General features: G+C 69.2%; 17 protein-coding genes. 2 read left to right on the top strand and 15 right to left on the bottom strand.

The genetic code is table 11. The features are described 5' to 3' along the window. Window positions 1–38: 38 nt before the first annotated feature. From AB0E56_RS01770 to AB0E56_RS01750, 5 genes are all read right to left on the bottom strand, one after another. Complete coding sequence (locus AB0E56_RS01770; RefSeq protein ID WP_017202962.1) at window positions 39–182, bottom strand: hypothetical protein; 144 nt, start codon at window positions 180–182, stop codon at window positions 39–41. Next, on the bottom strand, window positions 182–2,509 hold the full coding sequence (purL, locus tag AB0E56_RS01765) for a phosphoribosylformylglycinamidine synthase subunit PurL (RefSeq protein WP_359796358.1): 2,328 nt from the start codon (window positions 2,507–2,509) through the stop codon (window positions 182–184). Before purL ends, AB0E56_RS01770 begins: the two co-directional genes overlap by 1 nt. 102 nt (window positions 2,510–2,611) lie before the next feature. Then, the gene (locus AB0E56_RS01760; protein ID WP_359796357.1) at window positions 2,612–2,992 is read right to left on the bottom strand and encodes a type II toxin-antitoxin system VapC family toxin; all 381 of its coding nucleotides are present in this window, start codon (window positions 2,990–2,992) and stop codon (window positions 2,612–2,614) included. Beyond that, complete coding sequence (locus AB0E56_RS01755) at window positions 2,989–3,252, bottom strand: type II toxin-antitoxin system prevent-host-death family antitoxin (RefSeq protein ID WP_359796356.1); 264 nt, start codon at window positions 3,250–3,252, stop codon at window positions 2,989–2,991. The genes AB0E56_RS01760 and AB0E56_RS01755 overlap by 4 nt, the downstream gene beginning before the upstream one ends. Before the next feature lie 189 nt (window positions 3,253–3,441). Continuing rightward, window positions 3,442–4,401, bottom strand: a complete 960-nt coding sequence (locus AB0E56_RS01750) for a WYL domain-containing protein (RefSeq protein ID WP_359796355.1) — start codon at window positions 4,399–4,401, stop codon at window positions 3,442–3,444. A gap of 103 nt (window positions 4,402–4,504) precedes the next feature. Here AB0E56_RS01750 and AB0E56_RS01745 point away from each other — a divergent pair, with 103 nt between their 5' ends. Then, entirely contained in the window at window positions 4,505–4,960 is a 456-nt protein-coding gene (locus AB0E56_RS01745) for a VOC family protein (RefSeq protein ID WP_359796354.1), read from the top strand. 291 nt (window positions 4,961–5,251) lie between these two features. On the opposite strand, the gene AB0E56_RS01740 is transcribed toward AB0E56_RS01745, so the two are convergent. From AB0E56_RS01740 to AB0E56_RS01695, 10 genes are all read right to left on the bottom strand, one after another. After that, window positions 5,252–5,980, bottom strand: a complete 729-nt coding sequence (locus AB0E56_RS01740; protein ID WP_359796353.1) for an SGNH/GDSL hydrolase family protein — start codon at window positions 5,978–5,980, stop codon at window positions 5,252–5,254. After that, the gene (locus tag AB0E56_RS01735) at window positions 5,977–7,152 is read right to left on the bottom strand and encodes a DUF4185 domain-containing protein (protein ID WP_359796352.1); all 1,176 of its coding nucleotides are present in this window, start codon (window positions 7,150–7,152) and stop codon (window positions 5,977–5,979) included. The genes AB0E56_RS01740 and AB0E56_RS01735 overlap by 4 nt, the downstream gene beginning before the upstream one ends. Window positions 7,153–7,219: 67 nt before the next feature. After that, complete coding sequence (locus tag AB0E56_RS01730) at window positions 7,220–9,340, bottom strand: hypothetical protein (RefSeq protein ID WP_359796351.1); 2,121 nt, start codon at window positions 9,338–9,340, stop codon at window positions 7,220–7,222. Between the two features lie 38 nt (window positions 9,341–9,378). Further along, window positions 9,379–10,191: a carbohydrate ABC transporter permease gene (locus AB0E56_RS01725; protein WP_359796350.1), complete on the bottom strand. Its 813-nt coding sequence runs from the start codon at window positions 10,189–10,191 to the stop codon at window positions 9,379–9,381. Then, window positions 10,191–11,066 carry a sugar ABC transporter permease gene (locus AB0E56_RS01720; RefSeq protein ID WP_359796349.1) on the bottom strand — a complete coding sequence of 292 codons (876 nt, stop codon included), beginning with the start codon at window positions 11,064–11,066 and terminating at the stop codon, window positions 10,191–10,193. Before AB0E56_RS01720 ends, AB0E56_RS01725 begins: the two co-directional genes overlap by 1 nt. 8 nt (window positions 11,067–11,074) lie before the next feature. Then, window positions 11,075–12,343: an extracellular solute-binding protein gene (locus AB0E56_RS01715; protein WP_359796348.1), complete on the bottom strand. Its 1,269-nt coding sequence runs from the start codon at window positions 12,341–12,343 to the stop codon at window positions 11,075–11,077. A gap of 137 nt (window positions 12,344–12,480) precedes the next feature. Next, window positions 12,481–14,319 carry a class I mannose-6-phosphate isomerase gene (locus tag AB0E56_RS01710; protein WP_359796347.1) on the bottom strand — a complete coding sequence of 613 codons (1,839 nt, stop codon included), beginning with the start codon at window positions 14,317–14,319 and terminating at the stop codon, window positions 12,481–12,483. After that, complete coding sequence (locus AB0E56_RS01705; RefSeq protein WP_359796346.1) at window positions 14,316–15,197, bottom strand: ROK family protein; 882 nt, start codon at window positions 15,195–15,197, stop codon at window positions 14,316–14,318. The genes AB0E56_RS01710 and AB0E56_RS01705 overlap by 4 nt, the downstream gene beginning before the upstream one ends. A gap of 94 nt (window positions 15,198–15,291) precedes the next feature. After that, window positions 15,292–16,314: a LacI family DNA-binding transcriptional regulator gene (locus AB0E56_RS01700; RefSeq protein WP_359796345.1), complete on the bottom strand. Its 1,023-nt coding sequence runs from the start codon at window positions 16,312–16,314 to the stop codon at window positions 15,292–15,294. A 92-nt stretch (window positions 16,315–16,406) separates the two neighbouring features. Next, on the bottom strand, window positions 16,407–16,769 hold the full coding sequence (locus AB0E56_RS01695; RefSeq protein ID WP_359796344.1) for a hypothetical protein: 363 nt from the start codon (window positions 16,767–16,769) through the stop codon (window positions 16,407–16,409). Between the two features lie 283 nt (window positions 16,770–17,052). On the opposite strand from AB0E56_RS01695, the gene AB0E56_RS01690 reads away from it, so the two are divergent. Beyond that, window positions 17,053–18,240, top strand: coding sequence for an aminotransferase class I/II-fold pyridoxal phosphate-dependent enzyme (locus AB0E56_RS01690; protein ID WP_359796343.1), 1,188 nt, complete (start codon window positions 17,053–17,055; stop codon window positions 18,238–18,240). The last annotated feature ends 38 nt before the right edge of the window (window positions 18,241–18,278 follow it).

The raw sequence follows: 18,278 nt of genomic DNA, 5'->3' as shown, positions 1-18,278 counted from the left end.
TGCGCCCCCTCGCGGCCCGCGCTGGCGCGTACGGGGGCTCAGCCGAGGAGCAGCGTCAGCACGGTCGCGCCGCCGCCGCCGAGGATGAGCGCGACGATGACGGTCCACGCGATGATGCGGATGCGCCGATTGCGCTTCTCGCCGAGATCGCCGTAGTCCTCGCTGAGGCCGTCGCCGCTCATCAGGCCACCGGCTCGGTCACGGTCGGGCCGAAGTACGAGGGGAGCGTGGCCTGCGAGCGTTCGCGCAGCTCAGCCGCCGTCACGGTGAAGACGTCCTGCACCTCGAGCTGCGGCTCGCTGTCGGTGACGCCGATGCGGGCGACCGGGTAGCCGCGTCCCTCGCAGAGGCCGCGGAACTTGACGTCGTCCTCACGCGGCACGGTCACGAGCACGCGGCCGGTCGACTCCGAGAACAGAGCGGTCGCGGCGTCCACACCGTCGCGCTCGATGATCTCGTTCAACCAGACGCGGGCGCCGACGCCGAAGCGCATGACGCCCTCGGCCAGAGCCTGGGCGAGCCCGCCCTCCGACAGGTCGTGCGCCGAGGAGATGAGCCATTCGTCGCGCGCAGCCGCGAGCAGGCCGGCGAGGCGCTTCTCCCCGGCGAGGTCGACCTTCGGCGGGCGTCCGCCGAGGTGCTGGTGCACCACGTCGGCCCAGGCCGAGCCCGAGAGCTCGGTCGCGGTGGAGCCGAGCAGGTAGATGTTCTGGCCCTCGTCCTGCCACCCGGAGGGGATGCGCCGCGAGACGTCGTCGATGATGCCGAGCACGCCGACGAGCGGGGTCGGGTGGATCGGCACATCGCCGGTCTGGTTGTAGAACGAGACGTTGCCACCCGTCACCGGGGTGCCCAGTTCGTAGCACCCGTCCGCGAGGCCGTCGACCGTCTGGCCGAACTGCCACATGACCTCGGGGTTCTCGGGAGAGCCGAAGTTCAGGCAGTCGGTGATCGCGGTCGGGGTCGCACCCGTGACGGCGACGTTGCGGTAAGCCTCGGCGAGGGCGAGCTGTGCTCCCGCGTACGGGTCGAGCTGGCAGTAGCGGCCGTTGGCGTCGGTCGCGATGGAGAAGCCGAGGCCGGACTCCTCGTCGACGCGGATCATGCCGGCGTCGTCGGGGAAGCTCAGGGCGGTGTTGCCGAGCACGTAGTAGTCGTACTGGTTGGTGATCCAGCTCGTGTCGGCAAGGTTCGGCGAGGCGACGAGCGACAGGAACTGCTCGCGCAGCACCTCAGGGTCGGAGGAGCGGGGGAGGTTCTCGGCGGCATCCGCCTGCAGGGCGTCGATCCACGTCGGGTACGCGACCGGGCGGTCGTAGACGGGGCCGTCGACCGCGACCGTCGAGGGGTCGACATCGACGATCCGCTGCCCCTGCCAGTCGATGACGAGGCGGCCGTCGCCGGTGACCTCGCCGAGCACGGAGGTCTCCACCTCCCACTTGTCGACGACGGCCATGAACGCGTCGAGCTTCTCGGGGGCGACGATCGCCATCATGCGCTCCTGCGACTCCGACATGAGGATCTCCTCGGCCGTGAGCGACGGGTCGCGCAGCAGCACGTTGTCGAGAGAGACCTTCATGCCGCTGTTGCCGTTGGCTGCGAGCTCGCTCGTCGCGCACGAGATGCCGGCGGCGCCCAGGTCCTGGATCGCCTCGACGAGCTCGCCGCGGTACAGCTCGAGGCAGCACTCGATGAGCACCTTCTCGGCGAACGGGTCGCCCACCTGCACGGCCGGGCGCTTGGTCGGGCCCGTGGAGTCGAACGAGTCGGACGCGAGGATGCTGGCGCCGCCGATGCCGTCGCCACCGGTGCGGGCGCCGAAGAGCACGACCTTGTTGCCGACGCCGGTCGCGTTGGCGAGCTTGATGTCTTCGTGACGGAGCACGCCGGCGGCGAGCGCGTTCACGAGGGGGTTGGCCTGGTACACCGCGTCGAAGACGGTCTCGCCGCCGATGTTCGGCAGGCCGAGGCAGTTGCCGTAGAAGCTGATGCCGCTGGTCACGCCGTGCACGACGCGGGCGGTGTCGGGGTGGTCGACCGCGCCGAAGCGGAGGGCGTCCATGACCGCGACGGGGCGGGCGCCCATCGAGATGATGTCGCGGACGATCCCGCCGACACCGGTGGCCGCGCCCTGGAAGGGCTCGATGAACGAGGGGTGATTGTGCGATTCGGCCTTGAAGGTGACGGCCCAGCCCTCGCCGATGTCGACGACGCCCGCGTTCTGCCCCATGCCCACCATGAGACGTTCCTTCATCTCGTCGGAGACCTTCTGGCCGAAGCGGCGCAGGTAGTTCTTCGACGACTTGTAGGAGCAGTGCTCCGACCACATGACGGAGTACATGGCGAGTTCGCCCGAGGTCGGGCGGCGTCCCAGGATCTCCTTGATGCGCTCGTACTCGTCGGGCTTGAGTCCGAGGGCGCCGTAGGGCTGCTCCTTCTCGGGCGTCGCGATCGCGTTCTCGACGGAGTCGGGGACGTGCTGGGGGGAAGGTGCAGGGGCGGTGGTCACGCGCACTCCAAAGGAAGGGGCCGGCGGGGCAGCTTCAGTCTACCGGCGCGGTCGGTGCGCCTCTCCCGCGGGCGCTTCTCCCGCAAGCCCGTGGTGCAGGCATCACGTGAGGTCTGTGAGGGCCAGGCCATGGGCGCGCGCCGCTGCAGCGAGTTCGTCGTCATACGTGAGGACGGATGTGACCACATCGCTCAGTTCGAGCGCGGTTGCCAGATGCAGGGCATCGAGGGTGCGCAGGCCGCTGCGGAGGTGGACGGCTCGAGCCATCGTGCCGTCGTCGAGGGAGACGAGCGCGACTCGATCGAGCAGGTCGTCCGCGTTCCGGTGATCGAGGGAACGTCGATCCGCCACGGCGTGCAGCTCGACGGCAAGCAGGCGAGAGGCCACGAACTCTGCTCCGGCGCCGAAAGCATCGACGATCGCCGAGGTCTCTGCTTCTTGGACGAGTGCCTTCGCCGCCGCTGAAGTGTCGAGGTAGATCACACGCGGTCCGCGCGGAGGTCGTCGAGGACTTCCGCGGTCGACATCGTGTCGAGAACCGGGGCAAGGGTGAGAGGGCCGCTCTTGGTGGGGAGCGTCACGCGCCCGCTGGCGATCATTCGTGTCCATGTCGTCTCAGCCGGCGGTGTCAGTTCCGCGATCGGACGACCACGGTCCGTCACCGTCAGGTGCTCGCCCGCGGTGACGCGCGCCAGCACCCGCGCCGTCTGCTGATTGAGTTCCGTCTTCGTCACTGTCCCCATCCTTCGACTCTACGTGCTGAGTACTAGAAGTACTAGATCTCCGCGTGCGGATTCTGGTGCGGAGCCGATCGAAGTACTTCTGGTCGACTTCAGATCCCATCTGGCCATCCAAGCGAACGACGAGGCGTGCGAGCGCCGGATAGGGAGCGTCGTTCCGAGATTTGGGGAAACGTCGCAAGAAATCCTGGATCAGGAGGAAGAGTCCGCCGCGCCCGCCGCCGCAAACCGCGTCGTCAACACTCCTGCGGCCTCGCGCAACTCCTCCGGCCTCACGACCGTGAACGGCGCATCGAAGCGCGCGACCGCGGCGAGCGCGCCGACCCACGACCAGGAGCCGACCGTCACACGGCACGAGCCGTCGGGGAGTTCTTCGAGCGCCCCGTCCTCGACCCAGGGTGCGACCTCGCGGGCGGGAAGGGCGATCACGACTGTGCCGACGCAGGGCCAGCGATCGTCGGTGGTCGAGCCCTTCGCCCGCGCCGCCAGATACGTCGCGGCGTCCGCCGCCGGCAGCGGACGTGGGGTGAACGAGGGCCCGGTCGGGATGCGCGGTCGCATCCGATCCAGGCGGAACGTGCGCCACTCGTCCGACTCGAGATCCCACGCGAGGAGGTACCACCGCCCCTCGCGGGCGACCACGGCGTGCGGTTCGGTGCGCCGGGCGGGACGATCGTGGTCGTCCCCGTACTCGAAGCGCAGCACCTGCCGGTCGCGGGCGGCGGCGCTCGCCGCCTCGAGGGTCGAGGGATCGACGCGGACATCCGCGGACGCGCCGGTGAAGCGGATGCCGTCGACGCGATGCCGCAGCCGCGAGGGCATGACCTGCCGCACCGTGGCGAGTGCCCGTGCCGCGCCCTCCTCGATGTCGACTCCGCTCGATGAGACGGTCTGCAACGCGACGGCGATCGCGACGGCCTGGTCGTCGTCGAACAGCAGCGGAGGCAGCTCCGACCCGGCGGCGAGGCGGTATCCACCGTCCGGCCCCTTAGTCGCGCCGATCCGATACCCCAGCTCGCGCAGCCGATCGACGTCGCGGCGCACGGTGCGCGGGGTGACCTCGAGCCGCTCGGCCAGCACGCGTCCTGGCCAGTCCCGCGGCGTCTGCAACAGCGACAGCAGCGCGAGCATCCGTGAGGAGCTTCCGGTCATGTTCTTCAGTGTGCCGGAAGAAGAGGACAGAAACCGACCTCTACTGTCGAGATCGTTGTCTCACGACGGCCCGAACGGCGGACCGCAGCACAAGGAGACGATCATGACCCTCACCACGACCACGCACCTCAACTTCCGCGGCACGGCTCGCGACGCCCTCGACTTCTACCGGTCGGTGTTCGGCGGCACGATCACCGCCGCCACCTACGGCCAGTTCGGCCTGCCGGAGGGTACGCCCGGCTTCGACAAGCTCGTCTTCGGGCAGCTGGAGGCTCCGGGCGGCATCCGCCTGATGGCCTACGACATCCCGGGGCAGGACGACCCCGACCCCGCGGCGACCTCGGGGACGACCACTCGCCAGAACGGCGCGACGATCACCGACCGCACGTTCTTCCAGTCCCTGCGGTCGGACTCCCTCGATGAGCTCCGGGGCCACTGGGAGGGCCTCTCCGAGGGGGCGACGGTCATCGAGCCTCTCGCGGCTTCGGCATGGTCGGCCGGCTTCGGCATGCTCACCGACCGCTTCGGCGTGACCTGGGTCCTCGACGTGCAGCCCTGACCCCGTCCGGGCTGCCGGGGACGGATGCGCGACGGGGACACGGATGCACGACGAAACCGTGCCATTGCTCGTGCACCCGTCCCGGTGTCGTGCATCCGTCCCCCGAGCCGGTGCCGCGGCGTGGTCCCCGGCGTCCCGGCTGCCGAGGACGGATGCGCGACGGGGACACGGATGCACGACGAAACCGTGCGATTGTTCGTGCACCCGTCCCGGCGTCGTGCGTCCGTCCCCCACCGGAACCGTCCCCGGAACCGTCCCCGGAGCCGTCCCCCGAACCGTCCTCGGCGGGACTCACTCGGGCGGCCACTGCGGATGCCGGGCCAGGGCCACGCGCGCCGCGAGGTCCGTGCGAACGGCGGAGCCGGGGGCGTCGAAGCCGAGCACCTCGGCGAGCCCGAGCGCGAGCAGGGCATGCCCCGCGACGCTCGGGTGGAACGCGTCGTCGAGCAGCCCCCAGGGAGTGCCCTCGTTGCCGGGACCGGTCCCCGCGGAGAACTCCGCGAACGCGGCGTGCTGGTCCACGAGCAGCACGCCCTCGCGCGCGGCCACATCACGGATCACCTGTGCGAACTCGCCGATCCGTGCACGATCAGGGGCATGCAGCAGATCGACGGTCGGCGGTGTCTGCAGCACGGGCACGGCGCCGACCTCCCTCACCCGCCGTACGAACTCCGCGACGGACGCGGCGAAGTCCGACACCTCGATCACGGGGTCGAGCCACTGCGTGGTGCAGTCGTTCGTGCCGATCATGAGCGTCACGACGGCGGGCCGCCAGTGTGCGACGCGGCGGTCGAAGTCGCCGAGGATCAGGTCCGCCCGCCATCCCGTGATCGCCGTGTTGATCACGGCATCCTGCACGCGTCCGGCATCGCCCCGGATCAACTCGTGCAGATGGTCGACGTAGTTGCGGGCGCCGCGGGTGTGGATGAGACCGTGGGTGATCGAGTCGCCCGTGAACACCCAGGTGAGCGGCGCTCCGGAGGCGAGCAGCCCCCGGAGCGCCGCACGGTCGTCCGTCATCCGGTGACCTTCAGCTGCACGTCGATGAACCGCGGACGGTAGATCGAGGCGTCGTCGTACACGTCGCCGACGTTGTCGAAGGTGTTGACGTTGTAGGAGACGACGAGGCGGTTGCCCTGACGCAGGTTCGGGTGCTCGTGCGCGTTGTACGTGAACACATCGGGGTCTCCGTAGCTGCCCAGTGCCCCGGTCTCGGGCGTGCGGTACAGCTCGACCGGGTCGGTGAACGGTCCCGTCGGCGAGCAGGAGGTGCGTGCGACGATCCGGGTGCTGAACAGCTCGGACGTGTCCTGCGTCACCAGCAGGTAGCCGTCACGGAAGGGCGCGACGCTGAACTCGTTCGCGACATACGGCACGACGGGCACGGCGTCGGTCTCGGCGGCCGACCACCCCGTGCCGTTCCAGTACGTCCAGGTGCCCTTGAGTCCGTCCGTGCCCTGCACCCTGGCGACATAGGCCGAACGGACGCCACCCGGATCGGCGATGCCGTAGATGTACGTGGTGCCGCGCTCCTCGAGCGTCCAGGAGCCCCAGTTGATGCCGGTCGCCGAGGGGAGGTCGACGATGCCCTCCAGCTGCAGCGTCTCGCCGTCGAGCGTCGCGAGCCGGTTCGCGGTCCAGGCGAAGTCCCACTGCCCGGTGCCGGTGCGGGCGAACTGCAGCAGCGGAACCTGCACCGTGCCGTGTCGTCCGGGTGTGGGGTCGCCGATCCAGTACCACTTGCCGTCGGGCTCCGGGGGGATGATGCCTGCCGGGTCGTCGGGGGTGCCGCCGGTGATGGTGGTCAGCTCGCCGCGACGGTTCTCCACCACGACCGAGTTGTTCACGAACGGGGAGTCAGTGGGGCGCGAGCCGTCGGGGTTCACCGTGCCGAGGAACGTGTCCGAGAAGAACCAGCCCGTCTTCCCCTTGCCGAGCGACAGGGAGTAGGTGCTGTCGCCGCCGGTCCATTCGCCTCCGGTGTTCCCGTAGGTGGTGAACTGTGTGGTCAGGCCCTGATCCACGGTCGAGGTCGCCGTGAGCGTCTTGTCGACCAGCGAGCACTGGCCGGGGCCGTGCCCGTTGCCGTGCCCTCCTCCGGCGGGAACCGCCGCGCTCGCCGGTGCGGCGAACAGTGTGCCGGCGCAGAGGGATGCGGCGGCCAGACCGGCCGCGATCATGCGTCTTCTCATGTCGATCACTCCTTCGTGTTCGTTGGGGTCGTGCGTTGTCGTGCGGTCCTTCGCGGTCAGGGGTGCGTCAGCGGCCGGGGGTCGCGGTGATCCCGCCCGACGCGTCGATGTCGTAGGTGCGGGTGCCGACGCGCAGACCGTGCAGCACGGCGTGCGGATCGAGTGCCGCGACGCAGCCGGCCGCGCGGACCGTGCCGTCGGCGGCGACGGAGACTCCGAAGAGGGCCTCGATCACGAGTTCGACCCAGGCGCCGGACGACGAGCACGACCAGTCGATGATGTACGGCAGCTGCGGTGGGGCCTTGCGGGCACCGCCGCCGAACCCCGGCACGGCCTCGTCCACGAAGTGCGCCTGCCCCATCGGGCCCTGGTTCGCCGTGCGGGAAAGTCCTTCGATCCAGTCGGTCAGCACGCCGGGTGCGCCGAGGGCGGCGAGAGCGCGTCCGGCGTCGGCGGGCCACGCGGGGTAGGCGCCGTTCCACTGGTGGTCGGGGCGCACGCTGTAGCTGGCATCCGGATCCCACGGCGAGAGCGCGCGCATCCAGTTCTCGGTCTGCAGCTCGCGCTGGAAGAAGCCGACCATCTCGTCGCGGATGCCCGGCGCCAGGTCGTCCGCGATCGTGGTGCCGACCACGCTGAAGTCGTAGCAGTGCCGCACCGGCAGACGCGTGCCGTCGGGCTGACCGGCGGCGAAGACCCCGGTGCCCGGAAGGTAGCGCTCGATCACGGCCGGGAGCAGCGCGTCGGCCTCGGCCCGCAACGCGGCGGATGCTGTCTCATCGCCCTGGAGCTCGACCAGGTCGGCGGCCGTACGCATGCTCCACACGTTCGCGGCGTTGAGGCCGGCGACCTCGTGGGTGTACGAGCTCACGCATTCGAGGAGGTTGTCGATCTCGCCGTAGTCGGCGAGGGGAGAGTCTCGGCGTAAGTCCTTCCATGCCATCGCCCACTCCCGTACGGCGGCGGCGACGGTGTGATCGCCGACGATCTCGTCGAGGAAGGCGACGTCTCCGGTGAAGCGCACGTAGTCGTGCACGAGCCGCGTCATGGCGTAGTCGTTGACGGAGTACCAGCGCCCGACGGGTCCGCCGGTGAGCGAGGAGGTGCCGAAGTGCGAGTGGATGTCGAGCGAGATCCAGTGCCGCACCTGATTCCGCATCTCAGCGGGGTCGAGGAGCGCATGGCTGAGGGAGCTGAGGCTGTAGTCCCAGATGAACGTGGTGGTGCCCCAGTAGTTCGGCATCAGGGTGTCGTACGACCGCCCGAGCACGTTGCCGGCGAAGTCGCGGCGGAACCAGACCACGCCCAGCACGGCCCACCAGTACAGGCGTCGCAGCGGGGCCGATGCCGTCTCGAGCACCGGCAGCGCACCCGAGAACTCGCCGTCGTCGGGGTCGAAGGCGGCCCGCAGCTGGCGGTTCCAGAACTCCTCCGCCGCGCGCACCGACCCGGGAACGTCGGCCGTGACCTGGTCGTAGGTGCGCGAGGCGTCGCGTCGGGAGATGCCGACCGCCTGCACGTATGCCGTGTGCGCTGTCTCTCCGGCCGGCACGGTGAGGGTGGTCGAGAGCTCTCCGCCACGACCGTTGCCCCCGATGCCGGTGTCGAACGCGTCGGGCAGATCGGCCACTCCGCTTAGAGCCGCCTCGCCGCCGACGAGTCCCTGCACGCTCCAGGCCTCCTCGTCCGCCGAGGCGAACACGAGGCGTTCACCGTCGACCGTCACGGTGTCGCGCTCGGACGGCGACTCCGCGTCGAGCCAGGCCTCTGCCGACCGGGTCACGCGGGCCGCGGCCGACAGGCCGATCCGCACCGCCCTCTCCTGCGCGCCGGTGTTCCGCACCGCGATGTCGATCGCCACGGCCGTCTTCCCCGCCACGCATACGGTCGTCGTCTCGATCTCGAGCCCTCCCACGGTGGCCCGCCGTACCACCCGGTCCGGCCGCCATTCGTGCGTGACGGGCGCTCCGTATGACGCGAACAGCCGGCCGTCGACGAAGAGCACCGCGGTCTGGGTGAGCCCTTGCGACACGGGTGGGAACTGCACGGCGCTGACGGCGGTGAGGTCGTGGTCGACCCGCACGGTGCCGAGCATGTTCGTCAGGCCCGACGGCGCGATCATGTCGTCGTAGTGGTGGGTGACCGCATCGGCGGACAGATCCTCGACGGTGGGGATGAGCGGATGCATGATGCCTTTCGCGGCGGAGTGACGGCGGTGGATGCGGGTCAGTACTGCCCGAGCGCGAGGCCCTTGGCGAAGAACCGCTGGGTGCACAGGAACAGGATCACGGTGGGCAGCGACACGAGCACGGCCGCTGCGAGCACGACCGACATCTGCGCGCCGCCGTAGGTGCTCTGCATGCCGGACAGGGTGGTGATGATCGGGCGGATGTCGTCGGACTGGCTGAGCGTGAGGCCGAGCAGCAGGTCGTTCCACACGAACGTGGCCTGCAGGATGAAGATCGCGACCAGGGCGCTCGATGCCATCGGCAGGTACATGCGCGAGAAGATGCGCCAGGTCGTGGCGCCGTCGAGCACCGCGGCCTCGAACACGTTGTGCGCGACGCCCGTGAAGAAGTTGCGCATCACGAACGCCGAGAACGGGATCGAGATCACGGTGTAGATGATGACCATGCCCACGCGGGTGTCGAACAGTCCGATGCGCGAGTAGGCGTCGAACAGCGGCAACAGGACCATCTGCAGCGGGAACACCGTGCCGCCGAAGATCACCACGAACCACAGGAACCCGCGCTTCAGGCGCAGCGCCACGATCGCGAATCCGGCCGCGGCCCCCACGAGCACTGCGATGGTGGGCGACACGATCGAGTAGATGAGGGTGCTCAGGATGCTGTTGCCGAGCCCGGAGAGCTCGAACGCCTGCGCGAAGTTCTCGAACAGGTGGAAGTCGGTCGGGATCCAGGACTCCTTCGAGGTGAAGGTGAGCGGGTCCTTCATCGCGTTCACGACGAGCAGGTACGCGGGCAGCAGCCACACGATCCCGAGGATGACGAGGACGGCCGTGCGGATGATCTTCGACATCACATCTCCTTCTTCGGGGAGAGCTGCTGACGCAGGTACAGCACCGACGCGACCAGGGTGATGACGGTGAGGAACACCGCGATCGCCGAGCCGAGTCCGTAGTCGCTGTTCACGAACGTCTCCTTGTACATGGTCAGCGCCAGGGTCTCCGAGACGGTGCCCGGTCCACCCTTGGTCATGCCCCACACGATGTCGAAGGTCTTCAGGCTCGCGACGATCGAGAGTCCGACGACCACCGCGGTGAGCGGGCGGAGCATCGGCCACAGGATGCTCGTGAAGAGGCGGACGCCGCCGGCGCCGTCGATGCGGGCGGCCTCGAGCGGCTCCTTCGGGATGGCCTGCAGGCCGATCGTGAACAGCAGGGCGTTCACGCCGACGCCCTGCCACGAGGAGGCGATGATCATGACGATCGTGTTGAGCGGGGCATCCAGCAGCCACCGTGGCGGATCGGCGACGCCGAAGGCCGCGAGGGCCTGGTCGAGCGCACCGCCGGAGGAGAGGATGAACGACCACACCACGCCGACGCCGATGCCGGAGAGGGCGTAGGGGATGAGGAACGGAAGGCGCAGCCAGACGCCGCCGCCGAGGTTCCAGGTCAGCAGCGCGATCGCCAGGCCGATGCCGACCGGGATGATCAGGGTGCCGATGACCCAGAGCACGGTGTTCATCGCGGAGCCCACGAAGTCGCCGTCGGTGAACATCTCGACGTAGTTGTCGAGCCCGATCCAGTCGGGGCTGCCGAGGCCGTTGTACTTCGTGAAGCTGAGGAACACCGTCCACAGCAGGGGGAGGTAGAGCAGGACCGCGACCAGGATCACGCCCGGGGCGATGAAGCCCCGGGCGGACCACTGGTACGGCGTCTTCTGGTGCGCCATCCGCCCGCTTACTCCTGCTCTGCCCAGTACTTGTCAGCCGTGGCCTGGATCTTCTCCAGGAACGGCATCGGGTCGCCGGGGTTGGCGTTGAAGGCGCCGAACTGCTCGATCGCGGTGGTCACGATCTCGGTCGGCATGGCCTCGAAGAAGCGGTCGTACAGCGAGTAGTCGTCGCCGGCGATCTGCTCGCCGAGTTCGGCCAGCGCGGGGTCTGCGACCTCGGCCTTCGGGTTGAACGCCACGTCGCCGTGCGCGTCGTTCCAGGCGGTCTGCGCGTCGGGAGACATCCACCATTCGGCGTAGGCGAGACCGAGGTCGCGCTGCTTCGAGTTCTCGGCCGTGCAGATCGGGCCCGATTCGACGGCCACCGGCGTGGTGTCGAGGCTGTCATTCACCGCGGGGATCGCGAACATCCCGTAGTCATCGGTCGTCATGCCGGCCCCCTCGAGGTTGCCCGCGAAGAACGTGCCGAAGTTGATCATGGCGTAGTCGCCCTGCTTGAGGCCGACCGCGGGGTCGGTGGTGCTTCCCGCGTCGCTGAACCAGCCGTTCTCCTGCTCTTCGAGCCACACGTTCATGACGTCGACGATCTCGGGGTCGGTGTACTTGACCTCGCCCGTGGTGAGCCCCTCGTACAGGTCGGGGTCGGTCGAGGCGACCAGGTGCTGGAACCACTGGAAGGTGAAGAGCACGCTGGTCTGGTAGTACGGGGTGACCCCGGCATCCTTCAGCGTCTCGGCGGCGGTGTTCAGCTCGTCCCAGGTGGTGGGCACCTCGACGCCGTTGTCGGCGAAGGCGGCCTTGTTGTAGAACATGATCCAGTAGGCGATGTTCATCGGCACGCAGTACTGCTTGCCGTCGAAGGTGTAGCTGTCGCGCAGGTCTTCGCTGACCCAGCCCTCGTCGACGGCCTTGCTCCAGATGTCGGTGGTCTCGGCGACCAGGCCCTCGTCGACCAGCTGCTTGAGCGAGTCGCCGGTGTGCCAGGTGAACAGGCCGGGCGACTTGTCGGTGCGGAACGACTGCTTGATGAAGGCGTCGTACTGGTTCGCGTCCGAATAGCCGGTGGTCTTGAGCGTGATGTCGATGGCATCGCCGCTCACCTCGTTGAGCGACTCGAAGTCAGGCTTCCACGCCGCCTTGTCGGTGTAGAAGTCGAGCGTGCCGGTCACCTCTCCGGAGTCTCCTGAATCGGAGTCGCCGGCGCACCCGGCGAGAGCCAGGGTGCCGAGGAGGAGACCGGCCGCGGCGGCGGCGATCGTGCGTCGCTTGATCATTCAGAACTCCCTTGTTCGTTTGGTATCGTTACCAGAAATCTGGTTTCACGCTACCAAGGTGATGAGTGCGGTGCAAGGGATTCCCGGTCGGGATCCTCGCGATGGTGCGTCATTGCTGTGATTCGGGTGCTGCGTTTTCAGTTGTCGCTCGCGCGCGATCCGCGCACGTACGCCTTGACGGTCGCGAAGCGGGTGCTCTGCGAGTTCTCGGTGCGTTCGATCCGATACGCGCCGACGGCGGCGGGGACGATGAACGTCTCGGCGTAGTGGATCACGAAGGGCGCGAAGGCGTCGGTCGGGCTGACCACCCGCACCTCGTCGCCCTCGACCAGGTTGAGCACGTTGACGGTGCCCTCCGTGTCGTGGTCGGAGCCCTGCGCGAACCAATGCCGGCGCACCTCGATGAACTCGAGCTCGTGCAGGCCCGTGCTCTCCTCGATCACGTCGCCGTCGGTGCGGATCGTCTCGACCTGGTCGAGCAGCTGGTCGCCGACCCAGGCGGTGTCACGGTCCCACTGGATGTTGCGGGCGCCGTGATCGAGGTGCACGGGACGGGGGATGCCGTCGAGGCCGACGCGGCCCCAGTCCCAGAGCTTGAACGTGAAGATGAACGGCGTCGCCGAGATCTCCAGCACCATGGAGTTCGCGCCGGAGCAGTGCACGGTGCCGGCGGGGATCGCGAAGTGGTCGTGCTTGCGGGCCGGGAAGGAGTTGATGTACTTCTCGGCGGGGAACGGGTGCTCGCCGTCCTGGGCCGTCGCCAGGTCCTGCAGCATCTCCGCGCGGTCGATGCCCTCCTTGGTGCCGAGGTACACCACCGCGTCGTCGCCGGCGTCGAGCATGTAGTAGCTCTCGTCCTGCGTGTAGTGCATGCCGAAGGTGTTCTGGATGTAGTCCGTCAGCGGGTGCACCTGCAGGCTCAGGTTGCCGCCGTCCATGGTGTCGAGGAAGTCGAAGCGGATGGGGAACTCGGCCCCGAAGCGCGAGAAGGTCTTCGCGCCGAGCAGGTCGACAGGACGGCTGAAGACGAGGTCGAGCGCGGGGATCTCGATCACGCCGCCTTCGCCCTCCAGCAGCAGCGAGTTCTCCTCCGGCACGCAGTCGAAGCACCACGCGTAGTTGTCCTTCGAGGGGTCGAGACCGATGAGGTTCTTCATCCACTGCCCGCCCCACACGCCGGGGTCGAAGAACGGCACGACGCGGAAGGGCCGGTGCGCGGCGTCCTGCAGGGCCTGACGGAACGCGGCCCCCGTGATCATGCCGGCATCCGGCGAGTCGGGGTGCTGCTCCGCCGGGGCGATCGCGTTGCCGTCGAGCACGAAGTCGACCGTGTCGAACAGGGAGCGCTTGTGCCGGTCGGCGGTGCGCCACTCGACGAAGAAGCCGCGCTTGTACTTGCGCAGGTTGTCTTCGTCGGGGTTGTCGGCGCGCCAGTTCGTGGCCCCGTTCCGCTGACGCAGCTGGATCTCCCAGCGGGCCATGTCGACGAGCACCGTGGCCGCAGGGCCGGCGAGACGCGAAGAGAGGAGCGCCGCACCCCAGCCGACCACCACGGTGGGGCTTCCGGCGATGCTGTCGGCGACGGCGTCGAGCTTCGCGGCGTCGTAGAAGTCGGTCAGCGCGAAGTGGCTCATGACGCCGAACACGCGGTCGTCGGTGAGGTTCGGGGCGATCAGCTGCTCGACCTCGGCCACCGGGAGGGCGGCGGTCTCCACGTCGACGAACGTCCAGTCCGGCAGGGCCGCGCGCACCTGGGCGGTGAGGGCGGGCACGTCGACGCCGGGGTAGGCGTCGACCAGCAGCACGGGCGCGGTGCCGGTCACGCGGGCGCAGGCCTCGGCGAGCTCGGCGGCCGCGGTCCAGCCCTCGGCGCCGCGGAGGATGCGCTCCCCCTCCGGCAGGGCCACGGTCGGCTGGGTGTCGTAGCGACCTCGGGTGGTGTGCCCTTCGTGCATGTCGCTGATCGGGGTGGTCACTGTTCCTCCTGCGGTGTGGCGGTGGGGGTGGTCGCGGTGCGGGCGAGGACGCTGAGTCCGCGGGCGACGGAGAGCTCTGGTTCGGGGGGCACGACGAAGCGCGGTGGGGTGAGCGAGGGCCACAGGTGGGCGCGGACGTACTCCTCGATGGGTGCACGGACGGCGTCGCCCGCGCGCAGGATGCCGCCCGAGAGGATCACGACGGCGGGATCGTAGGAGTGCACGAGCGAGGTGACGACGGCGCCCCACACGTGCAGGTACCGCTCCTCGATGTCGGGGTGGGCGTCGGTGGTGAAGACCTCGGTCATGGTGACGCTCGAGGGGAGGGCCCAGGTGCTCGCGATGGCCTCTCCGCATCCGATGTTGCCGCACGGGCACGCGGGTCCGTCGAGGTCGACCGTGAGGTGGCCGCCGAGAATCCCCGCGTGACCGGTGCGGCCGCGCAGGGGTGTGCCGTCGATCAGGGCCGCGGTGCCGATGCCGGTGCCGAGGGTGACGAGCACCGCATCGCGCTCGCCTGCTGCACTGCCGGATGACACCTCGCCGATCAGGGCGGCACGGGCGTCGTTCTCGACCGTCGCTGCGACGCCGAACTCGGTCAGGGACCAGGCGTTCAGGTCGAGGTCTCGGAGGAAGTCGTACTTCGCGTTGGCGTGGAGCATCCGCCCGGTGCGGGGCTCGACGACCCCTGGCACCGCGATGCCCACGGCGTCGGCAGTGCGGCCGGCTTCGGCGAGGAGTCGTCGGGCCTCGAGAGCCGCGGCGGCGAGGTCGGCGGGGCTGCCCTGCACGGCGATACGGCCAGAGGCGATGACGCGGTCGGCGTCGATCAGGGCGAGCTTGATCTCGGTGCCCCCGAAATCGATGCACAGCTCCATCCGGCCTCCTCGTCGACTCATCCGACGTCCTCGTCGATGATTGGTAACGTTATCAATGACGGTCGAGAGTGTCAACACCTGCCGGGGCGACGGGTCAGCGCACCCCGCGGAGAGAGACCGGAAGCTCCACGGCACGCGGCGCGGCGTCGCGCTCGCCGCGGTCGAGGCGGTCGAGGAGCAGCCGTGCGGCGGTGCGGCCGAGTTCCCGAGGGTCGTGGTCGATCACGCTGATCGGCACGGGGGAGAGCTCCGCCAGCTCGAAGTCGTCGAAGCTCACGATCTCGGGGAAGGCGCTCGCTGGTCGCGAGCGGGAGCCGAGTTGGGCGCTGATCTCCTTGAGCGCACCGATCGCGTTGCGGTTGTTGGCGCAGAAGATCGCGGTGGGCGGATGCGCGGCGTCGAGGAGGGCACGGGTGGCGACACGCGCCTGGTCCACGGTCTGCTGATTCGTCGCGACCAGATCGGCGTCCGGGGCGAGCCCTCGGTCGTGCAGGGCGCGCACGAACCCGGCGTAACGGCGCTCTCCTGTGAAGATCGACAGCGCATTGCCGAGGTAGCCGATGCGGGTGTGACCACGGTCGAGGAGGGCGGTCGTGCCGCGGTAGGCGCCGTCATCGTCGGCGAGCACGACGCTGTCGGCGGCGAGCCCGTCGATGCGGCGCGAGGCGAGGACCACCGGCACCCCCTGAGCCTGCGAGTGCGCGAGATGCGCGGAGCTCGTGCCGGCGGGGACGACGATGAGGCCGTCGACCCGGCGGCCGAGGAAGTCCCCGACGAGGTCGGCCTCGCGCGCGGCATCCTCCGAGGTGTTGCCGAGCAGGATCCGTCGGCCGGTGAGGGCGGCCTCCTCCTCCACGCCGAGCGCGAAGGTGCTGTAGTACGGGTTGGCGATGTTCGTGATCGCGACGCCGATCAGTCCACTCGACTGACCGGGGCGGATGCTGCGGGCGTTCTCGTTGCGGTGGTAGCCGAGTTCGGCGACCGCCTCCATGACGCGCTGCTGCACGTCGGGCTTGACGTTCACGCCACCGGAGAGCGTGCGCGAGACCGTCATGGGGCTCACGCCGGCTCGGCTCGCGACCTCCTTGACGGTCGGGCGGCGCGCTCGTTCACTCATCACTGCCCTCCGAGATGTGGTGCCGACGGTCAAGGGAACGTTACCAGCGGGCGCCGCGCAAAGGGGGTCGACGCCATGCTGACGCCGACGACTCAGGAGCGCCCCGATCGGCGGGCGTGGACGAGTCGGGACCGGCGAGCCCCTTCGGACGTCGCCGTCGCGGTCCCCGGCGGGTACCCGAGGTTCTGATACACCGTCTCGAGCTCGCGCGGGGCGAAGAGGATCGGTGCGAGCGCGCGCTCCCATTCCGCCGACGCGAAGAGGCGAGGGACCCGCAGGTTCTCGGGAGGGACGCCGGCCTCCTTGGCGGTGACACGCGCCGCGTGCTCGAGGTGCTCGGCGTGCATGGCGACCCAGTCCGCACTCATCTCGTGGTTCGGCGATGCGCGCAGGAGTCGCGCCACGGCCTCCAGGATCAGAACCGCGTCCGATGCCGCGCGATCTTCCTCAGTCATCTCATCTCCTCCAGTCCAGGCCCCCAGCGCCGCGTCGTCTGCTGATGATCACGGACACCCATCGAGGATGACACGTAACATTATACGTCGCCTGAATATGTGGTCGTCATGGAAGACAACACCTCGGCGTCATGGACGGAAACGTGGAATGCGAGGGCGAGGGGGCGTCCGTAGATTGGGTCGGACCCGCTGCGAATGGAGTTCCCCGTGCCCGAGATCCGCGCCCCGCGCCCCGCGCCCGAACTGTACCGGCGCCGTCTGCTGAACTGACGGGACCCAGATCATGACCGCGGACCACTCCACGCATCCCTTCGATGCCCGCACGCGCCTCTTCCTCGACCGCCCGCAGAGTCGCAAGTGGAGTCTGCATCCGGGGCGCATCGGGGCGTGGGTGGCGGAGATGGATTTCGGGGTCGCTCCGGAGATCGCGGGCGCGCTGCACCGGGCGATCGACGACGAGAACCTCGGGTACCTCTCTCCCCCGCAGGCGGCGGATCTGAGTGTGGCGACGGCGGACTGGATGCGCGACGAATACGGCTGGGCCGTCGATCCCGAGCGCGTGCATCCGGTGTCGGATGTCATGGCGGCTCTCGGCGTGGCGGTGCAGGAGTATGCGCCAGCCGGCTCACCCGTGATCGTGCCGACTCCGGCATATATGCCCTTTCTGACATATCTGCCGGCGGTCGGGCATCCGGTGATCGAAGCCCCCGGCGTCGTGGTCGACGGACGATGGCAGCACGACCTTCAACGGATCGACGAGGCCTTCGCGGCCGGGGCGCGGACGCTCGTGCTCTGCAACCCGCACAACCCCACGGGGACGATCGCCGGGCGCGCGGAGTTGGAGGCCATCGCCGAGGTCGTGCAGCGGCATGGCGGGCGGGTCTTCGCGGATGAGATCCATTCGCCGCTGCGGTACGAGGGTGCGCCGTTCGTCCCCTACGCCTCGGTGTCGGAGGCCACGGCGGCGCATACCGTGACGGGGACGAGTGCCTCGAAGGCGTGGAACATCCCCGGCCTCAAGACCGCCCAGCTGATCACCTCGAACGATGTGGATCAGGAGCTGTACAAGCGGTTCGGGTTCGCGGTGCAGCACGGCGCGGCCACCCTCGGCGTCGTCGCATCGACCGCGGCGTATCGCCACGGGAGGCCCTGGTTGGCAGACGTGATCGGGTATCTCGACGGGTCTCGGCGGGAACTGGCGGCCCTGGTCGACGAGCACCTGCCCGGCGCCGTGTACCGTGCGCCCGAGGCGACGTACATCGGGTGGATCGACACCGCCGCCCTGGGCATCCCCGGCCCGCCCGCCGAGTTCTTCCGGGACCGCGCCGGTGTCGTGCTCACCGAGGGGCGCCTGCTGGGCAGGGGTGCGGAGCAGTTCGTGCGGGTGGTCTTCGCCACGCCACGGCCGATCCTCGAAGAGGCCTTCGCTGCGATGGGGGCCGCGGTGCGAGAGCACGCCCGTCGCCGCTGAGCCGCATCTCGGACGGCGCGGTCGAGGGTGTCAAGGGG

Source organism: Microbacterium sp. NPDC028030, assembly GCF_040637855.1.
GTDB lineage: Bacteria > Actinomycetota > Actinomycetes > Actinomycetales > Microbacteriaceae > Microbacterium.
The sequence above is the reverse complement of the archived record's forward strand: the minus strand, read 5'-3'. Positions and strand labels throughout refer to the sequence as shown.

What these genes read in the sequence shown, in the direction of transcription:
- AB0E56_RS01770 (WP_017202962.1), bottom strand. Translation starts at nt 182, where the DNA reads ATGAGCGGCGACGGCCTCAGCGAGGACTACGGCGATCTCGGCGAGAAG.
- AB0E56_RS01755 (WP_359796356.1), bottom strand. Translation starts at nt 3,252, where the DNA reads ATGGGGACAGTGACGAAGACGGAACTCAATCAGCAGACGGCGCGGGTG.
- AB0E56_RS01750 (WP_359796355.1), bottom strand. Translation starts at nt 4,401, where the DNA reads ATGACCGGAAGCTCCTCACGGATGCTCGCGCTGCTGTCGCTGTTGCAG.
- AB0E56_RS01745 (WP_359796354.1), top strand. Translation starts at nt 4,505, where the DNA reads ATGACCCTCACCACGACCACGCACCTCAACTTCCGCGGCACGGCTCGC.
- AB0E56_RS01740 (WP_359796353.1), bottom strand. Translation starts at nt 5,980, where the DNA reads ATGACGGACGACCGTGCGGCGCTCCGGGGGCTGCTCGCCTCCGGAGCG.
- AB0E56_RS01735 (WP_359796352.1), bottom strand. Translation starts at nt 7,152, where the DNA reads ATGAGAAGACGCATGATCGCGGCCGGTCTGGCCGCCGCATCCCTCTGC.
- AB0E56_RS01730 (WP_359796351.1), bottom strand. Translation starts at nt 9,340, where the DNA reads ATGCATCCGCTCATCCCCACCGTCGAGGATCTGTCCGCCGATGCGGTC.
- AB0E56_RS01725 (WP_359796350.1), bottom strand. Translation starts at nt 10,191, where the DNA reads ATGTCGAAGATCATCCGCACGGCCGTCCTCGTCATCCTCGGGATCGTG.
- AB0E56_RS01720 (WP_359796349.1), bottom strand. Translation starts at nt 11,066, where the DNA reads ATGGCGCACCAGAAGACGCCGTACCAGTGGTCCGCCCGGGGCTTCATC.
- AB0E56_RS01715 (WP_359796348.1), bottom strand. Translation starts at nt 12,343, where the DNA reads ATGATCAAGCGACGCACGATCGCCGCCGCCGCGGCCGGTCTCCTCCTC.
- AB0E56_RS01705 (WP_359796346.1), bottom strand. Translation starts at nt 15,197, where the DNA reads ATGGAGCTGTGCATCGATTTCGGGGGCACCGAGATCAAGCTCGCCCTG.
- AB0E56_RS01700 (WP_359796345.1), bottom strand. Translation starts at nt 16,314, where the DNA reads ATGAGTGAACGAGCGCGCCGCCCGACCGTCAAGGAGGTCGCGAGCCGA.
- AB0E56_RS01695 (WP_359796344.1), bottom strand. Translation starts at nt 16,769, where the DNA reads ATGACTGAGGAAGATCGCGCGGCATCGGACGCGGTTCTGATCCTGGAG.
- AB0E56_RS01690 (WP_359796343.1), top strand. Translation starts at nt 17,053, where the DNA reads ATGACCGCGGACCACTCCACGCATCCCTTCGATGCCCGCACGCGCCTC.